The organism is Salmonella sp. SA15303 (assembly GCF_029962125.1).
GTDB lineage: Bacteria > Pseudomonadota > Gammaproteobacteria > Enterobacterales > Enterobacteriaceae > Salmonella > Salmonella enterica.
Genome location: NZ_CP123924.1, coordinates 1,115,573 through 1,134,084 on the forward strand (window position 1 = coordinate 1,115,573; position 18,512 = coordinate 1,134,084).

General features: G+C 49.7%; 11 protein-coding genes. 6 read left to right on the forward strand and 5 right to left on the reverse strand.

Annotation, left to right across the window (positions count from 1 at the left end; genetic code table 11):
- Positions 1-88: 88 nt before the first annotated feature.
- A complete protein-coding gene (locus QEN31_RS05420; protein ID WP_001521281.1) occupies positions 89-2,263 on the forward strand; it encodes a TonB-dependent siderophore receptor in 2,175 nt (724 codons plus the stop codon).
- A gap of 41 nt (positions 2,264-2,304) precedes the next feature.
- Here the strand turns inward: QEN31_RS05420 and QEN31_RS05425 are convergent, their stop codons facing one another.
- From QEN31_RS05425 to iroB, 4 genes are all read right to left on the reverse strand, one after another.
- On the reverse strand, positions 2,305-3,240 hold the full coding sequence (locus QEN31_RS05425) for an alpha/beta hydrolase (protein ID WP_000274378.1): 936 nt from the start codon (positions 3,238-3,240) through the stop codon (positions 2,305-2,307).
- 31 nt (positions 3,241-3,271) lie between these two features.
- Positions 3,272-4,516 carry an esterase family protein gene (locus QEN31_RS05430; protein WP_001239941.1) on the reverse strand — a complete coding sequence of 415 codons (1,245 nt, stop codon included), beginning with the start codon at positions 4,514-4,516 and terminating at the stop codon, positions 3,272-3,274.
- Between the two features lie 109 nt (positions 4,517-4,625).
- Entirely contained in the window at positions 4,626-8,279 is a 3,654-nt protein-coding gene (gene iroC / locus QEN31_RS05435; RefSeq protein WP_001111809.1) for a salmochelin/enterobactin export ABC transporter IroC, read from the reverse strand.
- A gap of 80 nt (positions 8,280-8,359) precedes the next feature.
- Positions 8,360-9,475, reverse strand: coding sequence for a salmochelin biosynthesis C-glycosyltransferase IroB (iroB, locus tag QEN31_RS05440; RefSeq protein ID WP_001221110.1), 1,116 nt, complete (start codon positions 9,473-9,475; stop codon positions 8,360-8,362).
- 690 nt (positions 9,476-10,165) lie between these two features.
- On the opposite strand from iroB, the gene hin reads away from it, so the two are divergent.
- The 3 genes from hin to fljA all read left to right on the forward strand — a co-directional run bounded on the left by hin (position 10,166) and on the right by fljA (position 13,229).
- Positions 10,166-10,738, forward strand: coding sequence for a flagellar phase variation DNA invertase Hin (gene hin / locus QEN31_RS05445; protein WP_000190912.1), 573 nt, complete (start codon positions 10,166-10,168; stop codon positions 10,736-10,738).
- Positions 10,739-11,101: 363 nt separating this feature from the next.
- On the forward strand, positions 11,102-12,622 hold the full coding sequence (locus tag QEN31_RS05450; RefSeq protein WP_000079794.1) for a FliC/FljB family flagellin: 1,521 nt from the start codon (positions 11,102-11,104) through the stop codon (positions 12,620-12,622).
- Between the two features lie 67 nt (positions 12,623-12,689).
- Entirely contained in the window at positions 12,690-13,229 is a 540-nt protein-coding gene (gene fljA / locus QEN31_RS05455; protein WP_000388997.1) for a phase 1 flagellin gene repressor FljA, read from the forward strand.
- 779 nt (positions 13,230-14,008) lie between these two features.
- On the opposite strand, the gene QEN31_RS05460 is transcribed toward fljA, so the two are convergent.
- A protein-coding gene (locus QEN31_RS05460; RefSeq protein ID WP_085983317.1) for an IS3 family transposase occupies positions 14,009-15,171 on the reverse strand; the annotation gives its coding sequence in 2 pieces (ribosomal slippage) (positions 14,009-14,907 and positions 14,907-15,171; 1,164 coding nt in all).
- Positions 15,172-15,449: 278 nt separating this feature from the next.
- On the opposite strand from QEN31_RS05460, the gene QEN31_RS05465 reads away from it, so the two are divergent.
- On the forward strand, positions 15,450-17,432 hold the full coding sequence (locus QEN31_RS05465; RefSeq protein WP_000073810.1) for a DEAD/DEAH box helicase: 1,983 nt from the start codon (positions 15,450-15,452) through the stop codon (positions 17,430-17,432).
- The gene (locus QEN31_RS05470; protein WP_000061088.1) at positions 17,429-18,067 is read left to right on the forward strand and encodes a hypothetical protein; all 639 of its coding nucleotides are present in this window, start codon (positions 17,429-17,431) and stop codon (positions 18,065-18,067) included. Before QEN31_RS05465 ends, QEN31_RS05470 begins: the two co-directional genes overlap by 4 nt.
- Positions 18,068-18,512 lie beyond the last annotated feature (445 nt).

The following is an 18,512-nucleotide window of genomic DNA, read 5'->3' on the forward strand; positions in this document are numbered from 1 at the left end:
TGATAATAATTACTATATAGACGTAACCTGGCAAGGATGTGAGCTTGAGGGCAACAGCGCTACTTTAGACATTATTTAGGGAATGGGTATGAGAGTTAAGAAGTTCATCTGGTTAATAACCGTGGTTTCTACAGGGGTTAATAGTCCATTATCAGCAGCAGAATCTACTGACGACAACGGCGAAACGATGGTGGTTGAATCCACCGCCGAGCAAGTATTAAAGCAACAGCCGGGCGTTTCGATTATTACTCGTGACGATATTCAAAAGAATCCTCCCGTTAACGATCTTGCCGATATTATTCGTAAGATGCCTGGGGTTAATCTTACCGGCAATAGCGCCTCGGGGACGCGCGGAAATAACCGACAAATTGATATTCGTGGTATGGGGCCGGAAAATACCTTAGTGCTGATTGACGGCGTGCCGGTGACGTCGCGAAATTCGGTTCGCTATAGCTGGCGCGGAGAACGCGACACCCGTGGCGATACGAACTGGGTACCGCCGGAGATGGTAGAACGTATTGAAGTGATCCGTGGGCCCGCCGCCGCGCGCTATGGCTCCGGTGCCGCTGGCGGGGTGGTGAATATCATCACCAAACGTCCGACTAACGACTGGCACGGCTCGCTGTCGCTCTATACCAACCAGCCGGAAAGCAGCAAAGAAGGTGACACCCGGCGGGGTAACTTTAGCCTTAGCGGTCCGTTGGCTGGTGATACGTTGACGATGCGCCTGTACGGTAATCTCAACAGAACCGATGCCGATAGCTGGGATATTAACTCCTCCGCCGGTACCAAAAATGCCGCCGGACGGGAGGGGGTCACCAATAAAGATATTAATAGCGTCTTCTCATGGAAAATGACCCCGCAGCAAATCCTTGATTTTGAAGCGGGATATAGTCGGCAGGGGAATATTTATGCTGGCGATACGCAAAACAGTACTTCAAACGCGGTTACCAAAAGTCTGGCGCAGTCCGGGCGGGAGACCAATCGCCTGTACCGGCAGAATTACGGTCTAACTCATAACGGCATCTGGGACTGGGGGCAAAGCCGCCTGGGGTTCTACTATGAAAAAACCGATAACACCCGCATGAATGAGGGGCTCTCCGGCGGCGGCGAGGGGCGTATTACCAACGACCAGACGTTCACCACTAACCGCCTGACCTCGTATCGCACCAGCGGCGAGGTGAATGTCCCGGTGATATGGTTATTTGAGCAAACGCTCACCGTCGGCGCGGAGTGGAACCGCGATGAGCTGAACGATCCTTCCTCTACCAGTCTGACGGTTAAGGATAGCAATATCGCCGGGATTCCCGGTTCGGCGGCTAACCGTAGCAGCAAAAATAAATCGGAAATCAGTGCGCTGTACGTTGAAGATAATATCGAACCTATGGCCGGTACCAATATTATTCCGGGTCTGCGTTTTGACTATTTGAGCGAATCCGGGAGTAATTTTAGTCCCAGTCTTAACCTTTCCCAGGAGTTAGGTGAATACGTCAAGGTGAAAGCCGGTATTGCCCGTGCCTTTAAGGCTCCGAACTTGTATCAAACCAGTGAGGGGTATTTACTCTATTCGAAAGGCAACGGTTGTCCAAAAGATATTACGTCGGGCGGCTGTTACCTGGTTGGTAATAAGAACCTCGATCCTGAAATTAGTATCAATAAAGAGATTGGGCTGGAATTTACCGTAGACGATTATCACGCAAGCGTAACGTATTTCCGTAACGATTATCAGAATAAGATTGTCGCAGGTGATCAGATTATTGGCAGAAGCGCATCTGGCGCTTATGTATTGCAGTGGCAGAACGGCGGTAAAGCGCTGATTGAAGGTATTGAAGCCAGCATGGCTGTTCCGCTGATGCCGGACCGTCTGAACTGGAATACCAATGCGACTTATATGATTGCTTCTGAGCAAAAAGATACCGGCAATCCCTTATCGATAATCCCGAAATATACGGTGAATACCTTCCTCGACTGGACTATCACCAGCGCGCTCTCCGCTAACGTCAACTGGACGTTATACGGCAAGCAAAAACCGCGAACACATGCGGAGTCGCGTAGTGAAGAGACCAAAGGATTGTCCGGGAAAGCGCTGGGGGCTTACTCACTGGTCGGCGCTAACGTTAACTACGATATCAATAAGAACCTGCGTCTTAATGTCGGTATCAGCAATATCTTCGATAAACAGATCTATCGCTCCGCCGAAGGGGCAAATACCTATAACGAACCGGGGCGGGCTTATTATGCCGGTGTGACGGCCTCGTTTTGATGGATTATGCCCGCCGCTGGCGGGCATATTCTGGCGGCGGGTTAATGGCAGCGTGGTTTTTGGCTTGCCGGTTCGCGACTGATATCCAGCAATGCACTGCGAAAAGAGGCGTTAAACATGGGCCCGTGGCCCAGGCCCGGGTAATGCTGCAGGGCCGCGTTAACGCCGTTGTTCTCAAGCGTTCTCACGGTCTCCTGAACTTTTTGTAGGAGCTCGGCCATCTGGCGTTGCCTGCTATCCCCATTCGACGCTGAACCTTCCATTATGATGAGTTTTTTATGGCAGAACAGCGACGGCTTCACTGTCGTAAGGCGATTCAACAGGACAAAGTTATCCCTGCTGAGTGACGGGCTGGCGCTGTAATAGATATGAAAGAAGGATGACGACAGCCAGGAGTCTAAAACGAACAGGCCGCCATAAGAATGTCCCCATACCCCGCGCCGTTCGGAGTTGATGGTTATTCCTTGTTCCACCTGCGGCGCGATATGTCTCTCCAGTAGCTGGCGGAACGCTGGCCCGCCGCCGGTTTTACGATGAAAACGCGGGTTATTTTCACTGTCATCGCGATCGATTCCCGGCGCCGGCGTATAGTCATAAGCTCTGCCGTTAAGATCAAACGGCAGGTTAGTCTGATAGCCAATCGCTACAATCACCGGCGGCGAGTGGTCTGCCAGCTGTTTGAGCAGCGTCTCCGGCAGTCTGTCCATCACTGCGTTGCCGTCCAGCATATATAAGACAGGATAACCCGACGGCGGGGCGGCTTTATTGGGGATAGCGGTCCATACCCGGTAATGTCTTGCGCCATCGGCAGATTGAAAGTCATTGACCCTGAAATGGTAATATCCCGAACCTTTATCAGCGATATTCGGCCCTAATGGCTGCATATCCGGCTGCGCATAACTCAGCGCGCTAAAACAAAAACTCACTAAAAATAGCGCCATGCGATAGCGCTTGTTGTGGTACTGGCGACCATACATCGGATGTTATTCCTTTTTGGCAGGTGAAGTTTTATCGGGGCAGTAGACGTAATCCGTCAATCAGCGCGCCGCGCCACCAGGCATAATCGTGACCGCCGGTGTACACGCTGTAATGGCTTTCGACGCCGGCGGCGCGCAATTTTTCATGCAACTGTTTGACCTGCGGGACCGTCGAACCTTCCAGCGATCCCACGCACAGATGCGTACGTACGGCTGGCGAGGGCGCGGATAACACATGTTCGCTGACCCATGAGCGCTCTTCTGCGCTGAAATGGTTCGGGCGGTTGCGGTTGTCCGGCGTCCACCACATTGAGGGGGAGTGGCTCAGCACCAGGCCGAAGCTCTCTGGCGCGTGGCGGGCCGCCATCAGCGCGGTCACGCCGCCAAGGCTTTGCCCTGCCAGCACCGTTTGTGTACGGTCCGCCCACCGCCGTTCCGGGTATTTGGCGCGAAGGGTTGGCAGCAGGCGTTCGGCAATGTCGAGCACCAGCTCGCGGCGACCGCCGAGTATTGCGACGCGTTCACGCGCGTTGATGTTATCAATGCCGAGTACGGCCACCGGCGCGATGCGTCCGCTGCGGATGGCGGCGTCAATGGCGGCGCTTACCCCAAGATGGTCGAACCAGATCTCGCCATCCGTGAGTACCAGCAAGCCCAGCGGTTGTACGACAGGAACGTCAGGAAGATACAGCCGCACACGGCGACGTTGTCCGGCGAGCCGATGCTCTGAGGTGAAAAGCTGCCCGGCGTAAGCGCGACAGCCTGACCACTCCTCCTGTGCCGGGGCATGATCCAGCGCCAGAACGGATTCCTGCGCATTGCCCCGAACATTTATTCCCGGCGCGCTGTTCAGCGGATCCGCCTTCCCGACAAGGGAGGCGAAACGGCTTCCAAGCTGCAACACCGTCTCGCCCGGGGTTTCCGGTGGTATTTCGACCATCGTATAGGAACCGCAGTAGGACGCCGGTAAGCGAAGCGTCAGATGCCAGATATCCGTTGTGGGCAGTTGCGTCATCATACCTTTCGCCACGTTATCTTTATCGGTGACACGGTTCAGGCGAACATAAACCCCCCGCAGAGGAGAGGCGGCACGCCACAGGAAGGTGACTTCCCGTTCATCGTCTGCGCCGTTAATGGCTGTCACCAGCGGCAGTGCGAGCGAGTTTGCTTCTCGCCAGAAGTGAGAAGCGTCAACCTGGCTTCCGGCGGCGAGTTGACGGCGAAGGCGCGTAGCGGTCTGTATAGCGACAGGAGCGACGGGCGGGCTCAGTCTCATTCTTTGTATTCCATCTCGTTTATATTTCGGTCAGTATCAATAGCTAAAGCGGCTGTTACATGAACAGCCGCTTGCGGGCTTTCTTTTGCGTAAATCGTGGCGATAAAAACTATCCTATGACCTCTCCTTGCGTATCGCGTGTCTGGCCGATGCTGTTCCGCCACAGACGAGCATACAGGCCATGAGCCGCTATCAACTGCTCATGGCTGCCATATTCAGCGATACATCCTTTATCGATTACGACAATCACATCGCAGCGGCGAGCGGTGGTCAGCCGGTGCGCGACGATAAGCGCGATGCGTTTCTCGGTATGCGTCACCCTGGTCAGCGAGGTCATTAAGCGCTCCTCGGCGCTACGGTCGATACGCGCTGTCGCCTCGTCGAGCAGCAGAATATGCGCCTGCGCCAGGTGGGCGCGGGCGAGGGCAATCAACTGACGCTGGCCCGCGGACAGATCCGTGCCGCCGTTATTGACCGGAGTACGAAACCCCAGCGGCAGATGTTGCACAGTTTCAAAGAGTCCCGCCCGTCGCGCCGCGCTCTCCACCTCCGTGTCGCTGCTGTCTGGCCGCGGATAGCGGATATTTTCGGCAATATCGCCGCTAAATAATGCGACATCCTGAGTGACCAGCCCCGTCTGGCGACGATAATCACTAAGCGACGCGGCATCAATTAAGCGCTCACCGACACGGATTTGTCCGCTACCGGGAGAGTAGAGCCCGGCCAGCAGCTTGATCAGCGTCGATTTGCCAGCGCCGCTACGTCCGACCACCGCGACTACCGTTCCTGGCGGAATAATGAGCGAGAGATTATCAAGCACAGGTTGCGTTTTTTCGGGATAGAGGAATGTCAATGCCTCCAGACGTAGCGCGCCAGTGCCAGGTGTTATGGAGGACGGTTCAATATTCTCCGTTTCCTCAGTCGCCAATAGCGCATTGATATGTTTGCCGCTGGCGGTCGCCTGCTGCCAGGAATCAACAATGCCTGACAACTGCTGTACCGGGCCATAAAATTGTCCCAGTAGCAGGAAGAACGCCGCCAGTATCCCGGGCGTCATTTCGCCTCCGGCGACCCGGCTCGCCCCGATTAAAAGCACGGCGGCATAGGCAGCCTCGGTGCAGAAGGTCAGGAACGGAAAATAAACGGCAAGGTATTTTTGCGCCCGCACGCGGGTGGCGCGGAAGTTGTCTGATAACGCCCGTAGCCTGGCGGCTTCCTGCTGTTGTTGGCCGTGTGACTGAACTACCCGCATACCGGAGACCTTTTCCTGAAGCGTACTATTCACCTTACCAATTTCCAGCCGTGCCTGGGCGTAGGCAGGCGAGCTCAAACGGCGGTAAATCCACGTCGCCAGCATCACTACAGGCACGGCGCTTAATGCCGTTAACGCAAGAATGGGGTCAAGCCAGAACATTGCCGCGGCGATAGCGACCATCGTCACGATGCTGGTGGCCGCGCTGGCAAGACCGTTTTGCAGAAATCGGGCGAGTGAATCAACGTCGACGGTCATGCGAGTAAGACGCGAGTCGATGTGCTTCTCGTGCCAGGGAAGACTCAGGCGTAGCAGGTGGCTGAAGCTGCGTAAGCGTACCGTATGCTGTACCGACTCTGCCGCGCGGGCGGCGAAGATCGTTTGCAGCGCATAGCAGCACCAACCGATCGCCACCAGGCACAGCGCGAGCAGGGCGCATATGCCAATAGTCGACATATCCCCTGCGGCAACGCCTGAGTCAATACCGCGCTGCAAAAGCACCAGCACGCCAACGCCTGCGGCGGAATCAAGCGCGATAAGCAGGGCGGCGATGACGAACATCCAGGCTACTGGCGTCAGCAGCGATGAGACTTGACGCCCGTGGCCTGCCAGCGCCATCTGTACGGCGCGTTCTGGAACGCGCGTCATCCGGTCGACAAAACCTTTTCCGGCGGGTGTCTGGCGCTCATGCGCGTCGTCGGATTTTACCGCCTGCGTTGTTGGCCATAGCGTACGTTGTTCTGCCGGGGCAAGGGCGAGAAAATCCCCCTCGCCGCTCATCAGCGAGCGAAACGTCGGACACCTTGCATCCAGCTCCGCCTGGGTACCGATATCCACGACGCGGCCTTTATCCAGCACGACGATCCGATCGGCTAACTGCAGTGTTGAACGGCGGCGTGCAATCACCAGCAGCATATGCTCATTATCGGCATAACGACCAAGAGCCGTGTTAATTTCCGCTTCAGTACCGGCATCGACCGCCGAGGTGGTGTCATCGAGAATCAGCAGTTCCGGCGCGGTAATCAGTGCCCGGGCTAGCGCAATACGCTGGCGTTGGCCGCCGGAGAGGTTGCTTCCGCGTTCGGCCAGTCGGGTGTTGAACCCCTGCGGTAGCGCATTGATGAACCCGCTGGCGCCTGCGGCATCGGCGGCGCGTCGAATGTCGTCCTGAGTCGCTTGCGGGTGCCCATAGGCGATGTTTTCCGCCACCGTACCGGCAAACAGAAACGCGTCTTCAAAAACTACGCCAACGCGACGACGAAGCGCCGTCAGTTTCAGGTCGCGAATATTCTGTTGACCCGCAGTGGTGTTGAGCCACACCCCGCCGGAGGTGGGATCGTAAAAGCGCGCCAGCAACATCAGCAATGTTGATTTTCCGGAGCCGGAGGCGCCAACCACTGCCACGGTTTCACCGGCGTGAATGGAAAACGAGATCTCATTGAGGATACGGTTACCGTTGTCGTAGTGGAAACTCATCTTCTCCACGTCCAGCCCGATAATCTGACCTTCAACCGACTCAGTACCGTCTTCCATGCGAGAACGCGTGTCGATAAGCGCGAAGACGCGCTCCACCGACGCCTGTGTGCGCTGTGCGATAACCAAAAACGATGCCAGTACGCGGGTAGGGCCGGTCAGCATAGCGAGAAAACTCGCGAACGCAACGAAGGTTCCCAGATCGATGCGCCCATTCATTACCGACCAGCCGCCATAGCACAGCAGGACGATTTGCCCTATCACCGGTAGCGCCAGCATGGTTGCGCCCGGCATCGCCTGCGAGATAGCGGCGCCGATGCGTACCCGCACCATCTGCCGCGACTGACCATCGAGCCAACGCGTTTCGCGCAACTCCGCCACGCAGGACTTCACCACTGAGATCTGTTCCAATACTTCGCGCATATGTTCCGTCATGTGCGCCAGCCGGTCTGAGGCAAGCCCCGTTTGCGCGAAAACACGGCGACGGGCGCGCAGGGCGGTAATGGCAAGGGCGGCCAGTACGCAAATCACGATAAGCGTCATGGATGGCGACATCCATAGCATCACCGCGATACCGGCCACATAGTAAGTGAGTACCGCCAGCGGCACCGGGCACATTTGTAGCAAGGTGTGTACCTGTTGAAGATCGCTGTTGGTACGCGAAATGACCTGCCCGGTACGCAAGGCGTCCTGGCCTGCGCCGTCCAGTTTTTGAATACTGTCGAACGCACGGCTACGTAACGTATGCTGAACCCACAGCGAGAGTTCTCCGGCATAGCCGCGGCGCACGTAATTCCCGATAAAATCAAAAAGGGCAATTAACAGCAGGCCGCAGGCAAGTAACGGCAGGTGGGTCGTATCGCCTGCTATCGCGTCATTGACGGCCTGACGCGTTATTAGCGGCGTCAGCGCAGCCAGTAAAATGGTCGATACTGATGCTACGATGACAATGATGCTCAGTGTTTTACGTTCCCAACACACGCGGGCAAGGCGAACTATCCAGGCACGAGCGGGCATGGGGGAATGAGTCGCGGGCATTAAGCCTCCTTATCGGTGAAAGATGAGATATGGCGACACACGCTGGGTTCAGCCGCCATATTGTCATTGCGCTGCCGCGGTTAGCCGTGTTGCAGCATGGCGATCAGTTTTTTTGCCACCTCGGTCGGGCAAGGCTGGGCCGCCATTTCCGCCGCGACCTCCTGCGACGCCTCGCGAAGCGCGCGATTACCGAGGAAGGTATTAATCATGCTGCTCGTAAGCCCGCTCTTACCGGGAATAATGCCGCATCCGCGCTCGACCACGGCGCGGGCATTGACGGGTCTGTCGGCACCCTGGCCAAAGACTATCTGCGGAATGCCGGCATGCAGCGCCGTCAGGGTGTTGCCTGCGCCGCCATGGTGGATAAAACCGTCGGCGCCGTTAAGGAAAACGCCCATCGGAAGCCAGTCGACCAGACGGACATTCGGCGGCAGTGAACGTAAATCCGAGCGGGCGTTTGCCGGAAGATGCAGGATGATTTCGGCATCTACTTCGCCGGCAGAATCCATTACCCAGGAAATCAGATCCAGGCCATCCACCATCGGTTTGACGGTGCCGAGGCTGACCAGAAGACGCTTGCGATCAGGTGTACGTTCCCACCATTCTTCCCAGACGGCGCCGCCGTTATACGGGACGTATTGCATGGAGATAACCGGCTCTCCGTCATTTTGCAGTATGCTCATGCTGGGCGGTGTGACGTCTATCCACGCCAGATCTCTTGGTGGCGCGCTGACCCCATGGCGGCGGTAGGCGTTAGAAAGTGATTTCGTCACGCCTTTGATGTGCCAGGGCGTATGACCGAAGCCGACGGTTTGCATCACTACCGGAATGTCATACTTAGCGGCAATCAGTGGTCCAACGACCCCAAGGGGAGGGTAGACGATGAGATCTGGTCGCCACTGCCCGGCGAACGCGACCAGCGGGTCAGTCATCTCTTCGCTGAAGAATGAGAAGTTCCCCATTTTTGTTCCAATGTTATTTTCTTTTCGTAATGCCTCCTGACGGCGATAACCCGCTTCCGAATCGAAACCAGGCGCAGCGTCAAATACCACCAACCCAGCTTCGGCTGCTTTCTGTGCAAATTTGCCACCGCTTGCAATCAGTACTTCATGGCCATTAACACGAAACGCTTGCGCCAGAGACAGCACAGGGTATAGCAGTCCATACAGTGGTGGACCGACAAACAGAATACGCATGAGAAATCCTCTCTCTCCACGTCATAAATCGAACAAGTCGTTAATGAGAATGATAATAATTACCAATATCATTTGTAAAATGCAATAACTAATATGACACTTGATCATGTGATGATTTTTTGCGTAAAAATCGGGAAAGATGAGAGCGTTAAGCGGTGAAGTTTGGTTTCAGGCTTATTTACGCGTGTATGGTCGCACAGGCAAAGCGCCAGGATTGGGGAACTGGATTCGCATACCAGACGCCCGTGGATTATTAATGATAACTTCGCAAATAACCTTTCAGACAATGAGGTAAACGTACCGACAGCAAGGTAACGGGAAACGTAGGGAGTAGTATTGATAACACGTTGCGGGGCAATTTAATGGTGTCCGGCGGCAGATCGTGTTCTGTGCAGACTTTCCGGCGTTAAATCCCGTATCACCTGCGAGCCTGGACTATCTCTGTGGTATCAACTCTGTAGGAATTTTGTCCCCTTCGTCTTCATTAGCCAATGAAACCGGCTTTAACGTCACCGTTCGAATGTTGCGAACGAACAGCTCCTTATGCGGAATATCGTCACCGCTCTGCGATTTTTATAGCGCATCAGCCACACGATTTATTGGTTCTTGAAAACCAAGGTTTTTGATAAAGCAATCCTCCATGAGAAAAGCGACTAAAATTCTTCCTTATCTGATGTAAAGGAGAAAATCATGGCTACTATTGGGTATATTCGGGTGTCAACAATTGACCAAAATATCGATTTACAGCGTAATGCGCTTACTAGTGCAAATTGTGACCGCATTTTTGAGGACCGTATCAGTGGCAAGATTGCAAACCGCCCCGGCCTGAAACGAGCGTTAAAGTATGTAAATAAAGGCGATACTCTTGTCGTCTGGAAATTAGACAGACTGGGCCGCAGCGTGAAAAACCTGGTGGCGTTAATATCAGAATTACATGAACGTGGAGCTCACTTCCATTCTTTAACCGATAGTATTGATACCAGTAGCGCGATGGGGCGATTCTTTTTTCATGTAATGTCAGCACTGGCCGAGATGGAGCGAGAATTAATTGTCGAGCGAACCCTTGCCGGACTGGCTGCCGCCAGAGCGCAAGGACGACTGGGAGGGCGCCCTCGGGCGATCAACAAACATGAACAGGAACAGATTAGTCGGCTATTAGAGAAAGGCCATCCTCGGCAGCAACTAGCTATTATTTTTGGTATTGGCGTATCTACCTTATACAGATATTTTCCGGCAAGCCGCATAAAAAAACGAATGAATTAAAATAAAAATTACAACAGGATGGATATAACATTTTTGTAATACAGGCGTGTGGCATAAATAAACCGAAAGGGTATACAAAAAAGACAGCATCTAATTAAAAAGAGAAAAAATTCAACGTATTAACATATATAGTGTAACGCGCTCACGATAAGGCCTATGTTACATCCAGCTATAGACGACATCGCTCAAAACACTACCAGACACAGTATTCACCTGGAAAGGCTTTTTAATCAAAATGTTAGATGTAAGCAATTACGGACAGAAAAAATAGTAAAGTTTATGCCTCAAGTGTCGATAACCTGGATGACACAGGTAAGCCTGGCATAACATTGGTTATCAAAAACCTTCCAAAAGGAAAATTTTATGGCACAAGTAATCAACACTAACAGTCTGTCGCTGCTGACCCAGAATAACCTGAACAAATCCCAGTCCGCACTGGGCACCGCTATCGAGCGTCTGTCTTCTGGTCTGCGTATCAACAGCGCGAAAGACGATGCGGCAGGTCAGGCGATTGCTAACCGTTTCACCGCGAACATCAAAGGTCTGACTCAGGCTTCCCGTAACGCTAACGACGGTATCTCCATTGCGCAGACCACTGAAGGCGCGCTGAACGAAATCAACAACAACCTGCAGCGTGTGCGTGAACTGGCGGTTCAGTCTGCTAACAGCACCAACTCCCAGTCTGACCTCGACTCCATCCAGGCTGAAATCACCCAGCGCCTGAACGAAATCGACCGTGTATCCGGCCAGACTCAGTTCAACGGCGTGAAAGTCCTGGCGCAGGACAACACCCTGACCATCCAGGTTGGCGCCAACGACGGTGAAACTATCGATATCGATCTGAAGCAGATCAACTCTCAGACCCTGGGTCTGGACTCACTGAACGTGCAGAAAGCGTATGATGTGAAAGATACAGCAGTAACAACGAAAGCTTATGCCAATAATGGTACTACACTGGATGTATCGGGTCTTGATGATGCAGCTATTAAAGCGGCTACGGGTGGTACGAATGGTACGGCTTCTGTAACCGGTGGTGCGGTTAAATTTGACGCAGATAATAACAAGTACTTTGTTACTATTGGTGGCTTTACTGGTGCTGATGCCGCCAAAAATGGCGATTATGAAGTTAACGTTGCTACTGACGGTACAGTAACCCTTGCGGCTGGCGCAACTAAAACCACAATGCCTGCTGGTGCGACAACTAAAACAGAAGTACAGGAGTTAAAAGATACACCGGCAGTTGTTTCAGCAGATGCTAAAAATGCCTTAATTGCTGGCGGCGTTGACGCTACCGATGCTAATGGCGCTGAGTTGGTCAAAATGTCTTATACCGATAAAAATGGTAAGACAATTGAAGGCGGTTATGCGCTTAAAGCTGGCGATAAGTATTACGCCGCAGATTACGATGAAGCGACAGGAGCAATTAAAGCTAAAACCACAAGTTATACTGCTGCTGACGGCACTACCAAAACAGCGGCTAACCAACTGGGTGGCGTAGACGGTAAAACCGAAGTCGTTACTATCGACGGTAAAACCTACAATGCCAGCAAAGCCGCTGGTCATGATTTCAAAGCACAACCAGAGCTGGCGGAAGCAGCCGCTAAAACCACCGAAAACCCGCTGCAGAAAATTGATGCCGCGCTGGCGCAGGTGGATGCGCTGCGCTCTGATCTGGGTGCGGTACAAAACCGTTTCAACTCTGCTATCACCAACCTGGGCAATACCGTAAACAATCTGTCTGAAGCGCGTAGCCGTATCGAAGATTCCGACTACGCGACCGAAGTTTCCAACATGTCTCGCGCGCAGATTCTGCAGCAGGCCGGTACTTCCGTTCTGGCGCAGGCTAACCAGGTCCCGCAGAACGTGCTGTCTCTGTTACGTTAATTTATTTCGTTTTATTCAGCCCCGTGAATTCGGGGCTTTTTCATTTAGCATAGATGAATATATATTTATGGAATGTATGGCTGTAAATGATATTTCCTACGGGCGAGAAGCTGAAATATGGCCGCGGGATTATTCTATGCTTGCTCGTCGAGTTCAATTTCTACGTTTTAATGATATCCCTGTTCGATTGGTGAGTAATAATGCCCGGATAATCACAGGCTACATTGCGAAGTTTAATCCGAAGGAAAATTTGATTCTGGCTTCGGATAAACCTAAAGGAAATAAGCGCATTGAAGTTAAACTAGAGTCTCTGGCAATTCTTGAAGAATTATCAGGTAATGACGCTTTTAATCTTTCGCTGGTGCCGGCTGACGGATTTAATCTTCAGCAATATACTCCATCAAGAAGAGATTATTTCTCGATTTGCAATAAGTGCTATAAACAGGGAGTCGGTATCAAAATCTATATGAAGTATGGACAGGTTTTGACTGGCAAAACGACAGGCGTAAATGCGTGTCAGGTTGGTGTGAGGACATCCAATGGCAATCATATGCAAGTTATGTTTGACTGGGTGAGCAGGATCACGTCTTCGGACTACGCTGAATAACGCCTACGGTAATAAAAAATTCCGTGAGAAAAGTAAAACTTAGGGGGCTACCGGAGGGGACCTAATGAACGGAGGTCATGGAAGGTATTCATCGTGCCAGACTCTTGCTCTTGTCAGAAGAAGGTAAAAGTAGGTTCCGCGACGCATTTGGGTTCACGGGCATCATAAGAGAGATGAACACTGATAAAGTACTTTCTCCTGGGATACCGGAACAGTCCAGGAAAGAGGGCAGTTACACTATTGTCGTCTGGTGATGATTACTCTTCATTCATGCTTGCCGAACGAGTTGAAGCGATGTAAGAGGCCGTAGCTATCGATCCCAATAATCCCAAAATTTACCAGGCCTTTTATGAAGGCTCAAATTTGGCTCAATGGGTACGCCAACGCCTTCTGTGATACTGTAGGGGTTCCAAGTTTTACATAGTGTCTAATTTAATGCTATTTGTGGGTTGATAACCCAACTCACTTCGAACTGGTTTGTCGATTTGCTGAAGTTCTCAATTTGCCTGAAGGTTAATTCTACGCGCTGGATGACAGCTTTGCTGATGCAATGCTGAAGCTATATGGGGGAAAACGGGTGCAGTGGAAAAGGTGCATAATAAGTTAATTGGTCGTGTTAGTACCCCCCTTTAATGTTATGGTTTCTATCTTTATGAAATCTAAAAATAAAAGAACTTGAGCATTACTAAATATTACCGTGAAATCCCTATAAGGTGCACGGTATGATCCCCAAAAGACTGAAGGAAGCTTGATCCTACCCGCGTAATATGGGCACAACCCTAAGCGAGGTTCTGGTTTTCAAATTGTTCCGGACTGAGACCGCCACAGGCACTGTGACGACGCCACCGATTGTAATCACACTCACTATAATTAAACACTGCTGTCCGCATTATTTCCCGGCTGACAAAGTCCTCTCCGTGGATACATTCCACCCTCAGCGTATGGAAGAAGCTTTCCGCACAGGCATTGTCGTAACAACAACCTCTGGCGCTCATACTTCCCCGCAGATTATGGCGTTTCAGTAAGCTCTGGTAATCCGTTGAACAGTACTGACCGCCTCTGTCTGTATGCACGATGACATTTTCCGGACATTTACGCTGCCACAGCGCCATCTGTAACGCATTGCAGGCAAGCTGTGCTGTCATCCGCGAGGACATCGACCAGCCAATGACTGACCGCGGCCACAGATCGATAACCACGGCCAGATAAAGCCAGCCTTCACCAGTGCGAAGATACGTGATGTCACCCACCCACTTCTGATTCGGGCCGCTGGCGTAAAAGTCCTGCTTCAGCAGATTCTCTGAGACTGGCAGACCATGTTTGCGGTAACTGACCGGACGGAACCGGCGCGAGGCTTTCGCCCGCAGCCCCTGCCGACGCAGGCTGGCCGCCACGGTTTTCACGTTGAACTGGTAACCCTGAGCACGAAGCTCATCCGTCAGGCGTGGCGCACCATAGCGTTGTTTTGCGTCACTGAATGCTTCCCGGACGACGTTATCACAGACAAGGCGGAACCGCTGACGCCGGTTTATCTGATGACGACGCTGATGCCAGACGTACCAGCCGCTACGGGCAACCTGAAATACACGGCACATGGCTTTGATATTGAACTCAGCCTGATGTTTTTCGATGAAGACATACTTCATTTCAGGCGCTTCGCGAAGTATGTCGCGGCCTTCTGGAGAATGGCCAGTTCCTCATCCCGTTCTGCCAGTTGACGTTTCAGACGGGCGATCTCAGCGGACATCTCCTGCTCGCGTTCAGAAGAAGAGAGCTGATTTTGCTGTTTGCTTCGCCAGTTGTGGAGCTGTGATTTATACAGGCTGAGCTCACGGGCTGCAGCGGCAACACCAATGCGCTTAGCCAGTTTCAGGGCTTCCTGACGAAATTCAGGCGTGTGCTGCTTGCGTGGCTTTTTGGTGGTTAATGCTGGTTTTGTCATGTGAGTCACCTCTTACTTGAGAGTTTACTCACTTAGTCGCGTGTCCACTATTGCTGGGTAAGATCAGGTAGGTTTACCCTCTCATCCCAACGAATAACTTACGATACGACATTGCAGAGCAGGCTAAAGTTTATCGGAACGCGAGCCACCTTAACGAAGCTGCAAAGTGTTTTTTTTCTGTGTAAAGAGTATGATTCAGAACAAAGACAGTCATTAGCTCGCACAGCACACAACTAAGAATTTGAAATGAGTAGACAACCCGCTAAAGAGGAAGTTTAATGTCCAACTACTGCTTTTACTCTCAGGATGCATTAGCTCTGGCTCAAAGTGCTGGTGTTGATGTAATAATAAACAGCTATGCTGAGCAGCATAAAAAACAAACATATATTCTTTGCAGACCTCTATCTAATGAGGATGTAAAGTATGATTATGACCGAGCGATTGCAGTATTTTCTTCTGGTATAAAACCTTTTTTTATAGATTTTGGGGATGACGATGATCTTTTTGAGGAGTATCAGGAAGATTTTCTCGAAGATGTTTCTTATTTAGCGGAGAAATTCAAGTATCGAGATAAGATCGGCAGGAAAAAATCGTGGCAAATTTTATTTGAATCGCTTTCTCGTAATGATATCGATTTCAAAAAACTGGAAGTCGAAACTAAAGAAAGTAGGGTGATTGATTTAATTATCTCACTTATTGTTGGTAGTATTAACGACACATCAAGAATTAACCTTGAAGCAAATAATTTATTAGATACAATAAAATCCAAAATTATTTTATTTGATACGGATCAAACAAAGTTTGTCTTCCAGAGTGGCTTTGGAAAAAAGAGTGTAATACAAGGATTAGCTGGTTCAGGTAAAACTGAATTACTTTTACACAAATTAAAAGAGATTTATTCAAAAAACCCTGATTCTAGAATTGCATTTACTTGCTTTAATAAAATTCTCGCTTCCACAATGAGAACCAGAATCCCTGAGTTTTTCGATTTTATGCGAGTCGAAAAACAGATAGAATGGGGTACAAAACTTTTTTGCTTCAACTCTTGGGGTTTGACTAAAGAACCTTTTTCTGGAATGTACAGATATATATGCCATTATTACGAAATTCCATTTGGGGGATTTGGTAATGGCGATTTTGATGCCCTATGTAAGAAAGCCATTGCAGATATAAATAATAGTGGGAGAGCTGATAAAAAGGCACTTGATTACGTATTTATCGACGAAAGTCAAGACTTCCCACAAAGCTTCATTGATCTCTGTGAAATGGTTACTTCTAAAAAATTATATGTAGCAGGTGACGTTTTCCAAAATATTTTCATGCCGATTAGCGATAACGTGAATCGAGCAGATATCGTTCTTAAAAAATGCTACCGCACAGATCCTAAGAATTTGATGTTTTCTCATGCCTTAGGAATGGGACTCTACGAGGAACCTGTTCTGCGTTGGTTAAAAGAGCCTGAATGGGATTCTTGTGGGTATAAATATAAAAAAGTAGGAGATAGAGTCCATTTATCAAGAGACCCTTTGAGGCGTTTTGAAGATATTCCCAAAAATCATAAAAGTACTGCTGTTCATTTGTTAGAAGGAACAGATAATGGGCCAGATAAAATAGTTGATATTATAATCGATATTAAGGAACGCAATCCATCTTTAGAGCAAGGAGATATTGCTGTTATTTTTCTTGACGCCGGTGGTTATATTTATGAGTACATTCATTCGCTAAAATCAAAAGTAAAACAACAGCTTGGGTGGGATTCAAATATCTCACATGAAACAAAATCAAAGCAAGATGGTAAACTTTTTATTTCTAATATAAATAATGCAAAAGGTCTTGAATTTCCATTTGTTATTTGTTTTGCCATGAAACTGGTGAAGAGAGCTAATTTTCGAAATGCACTCTACACTATGATGGCGAGGTCATTTTTAGAAAGTCACTTAGTTTTAAATAATGATAATGAAAATCCGGCAATCCCTACAATTCTCGAAGGTCTGAACTTTCTCAATGAAAACAACTACATGGATGTAAGGCTTCCTTCAGATGAAGAAATACAAAGTCAAAAAGATTTTATTGTTCTAGATGAGTCGGTTTCAATTTCTCAGATGGTTAAAAGTTATTGCGCAGACAAGAAGTCTACACCTCGACTAATAGCAAAAATAACTGATCGAGTCGAAAGGATAATTGCGGAAGATGATGATGCTGACGGGGAATACATTAAAGGCTTGATTGAAATAGAATATGAAAGGAACAAAAAACTATGAGCCTTTACTTTTTCAATAACGTGCCAGCAGAATATCTTGACAAGTTTTGTGCTGTAAGGGATGCATTTTCTAACCTAGAAAATCTGCTTGTTACCGCAGAGATATTAAACACATGTCATGAGTCCTGGAATAAAGAAACAAAGGATTTCGATTTATTAATAAGCACAGGTACACATAAGCGTATATTGGTAAAAAAAACAGATGGTTTTTTTACTATGAACTTACCTTTTCAGGTAATCGAGTATGAAAGCAATATCTGCTTTAATTATGATGCTTATGCTCTTCCTGTTAATGCTGAATTTATTTCCCGATGCAGAAATGTAATTGCTACTTGCGGTAATGGCTCCTTTTCTTACGAGGCCATTGCTGTAGAATTATGTGATAACTTTGATAGAGATATTCAGCAGGCAATAAATTATTGTGATGCAATTTCTTCATTGCTTTTAGTTGATCACGGATACTTCAGATTTGACGATGATCTTAAAAATGCTAGGGGTAAAGTGCATCCAAGATATCACTTTGATTTCTTCTGCAACAACTCTACTAATGTAAAGATTGGTTCTAATATTCGGATAGGCGATACATTTTTCTTGGACTTGTTTGATGTCAGTAAAGATCGGCCATATCTGACCTGATTCACAAGCGCCCTGTTGGGCGCTCATTAGTAATGGGAAAATAAGCAATCATTTTATTTAAATTTGATAAATGCATTTTTATATTGTTCTCACCGTTTCCGTTGCCAGCCAGATATCTAAGTAACTTAGTCCGCTCTGGATACTGTCCCGCAGGCGTGGGGAGATGCGGATTCTATGCCTAGACACACATTTGCTCACTGTCTGCTGGTAATATTGCAGAAGTTACTGCAGACATGCACGAACTGAATCTGAAATAGTATCTGAAGAACGTCTGCATCTAACTCCAAGCTAACTATTCCTAATTTCACTGCTTAACCTGCCGCTATGTCCTACAACAGACAACAATTACCTAAGAGTCTTTTCCACGCCCCATTGTAAGTATCCCGCATAATCGTGCCATTCACATTTAGAGATCCTCCGGCATAATCAATCTGCCAACAAAGGA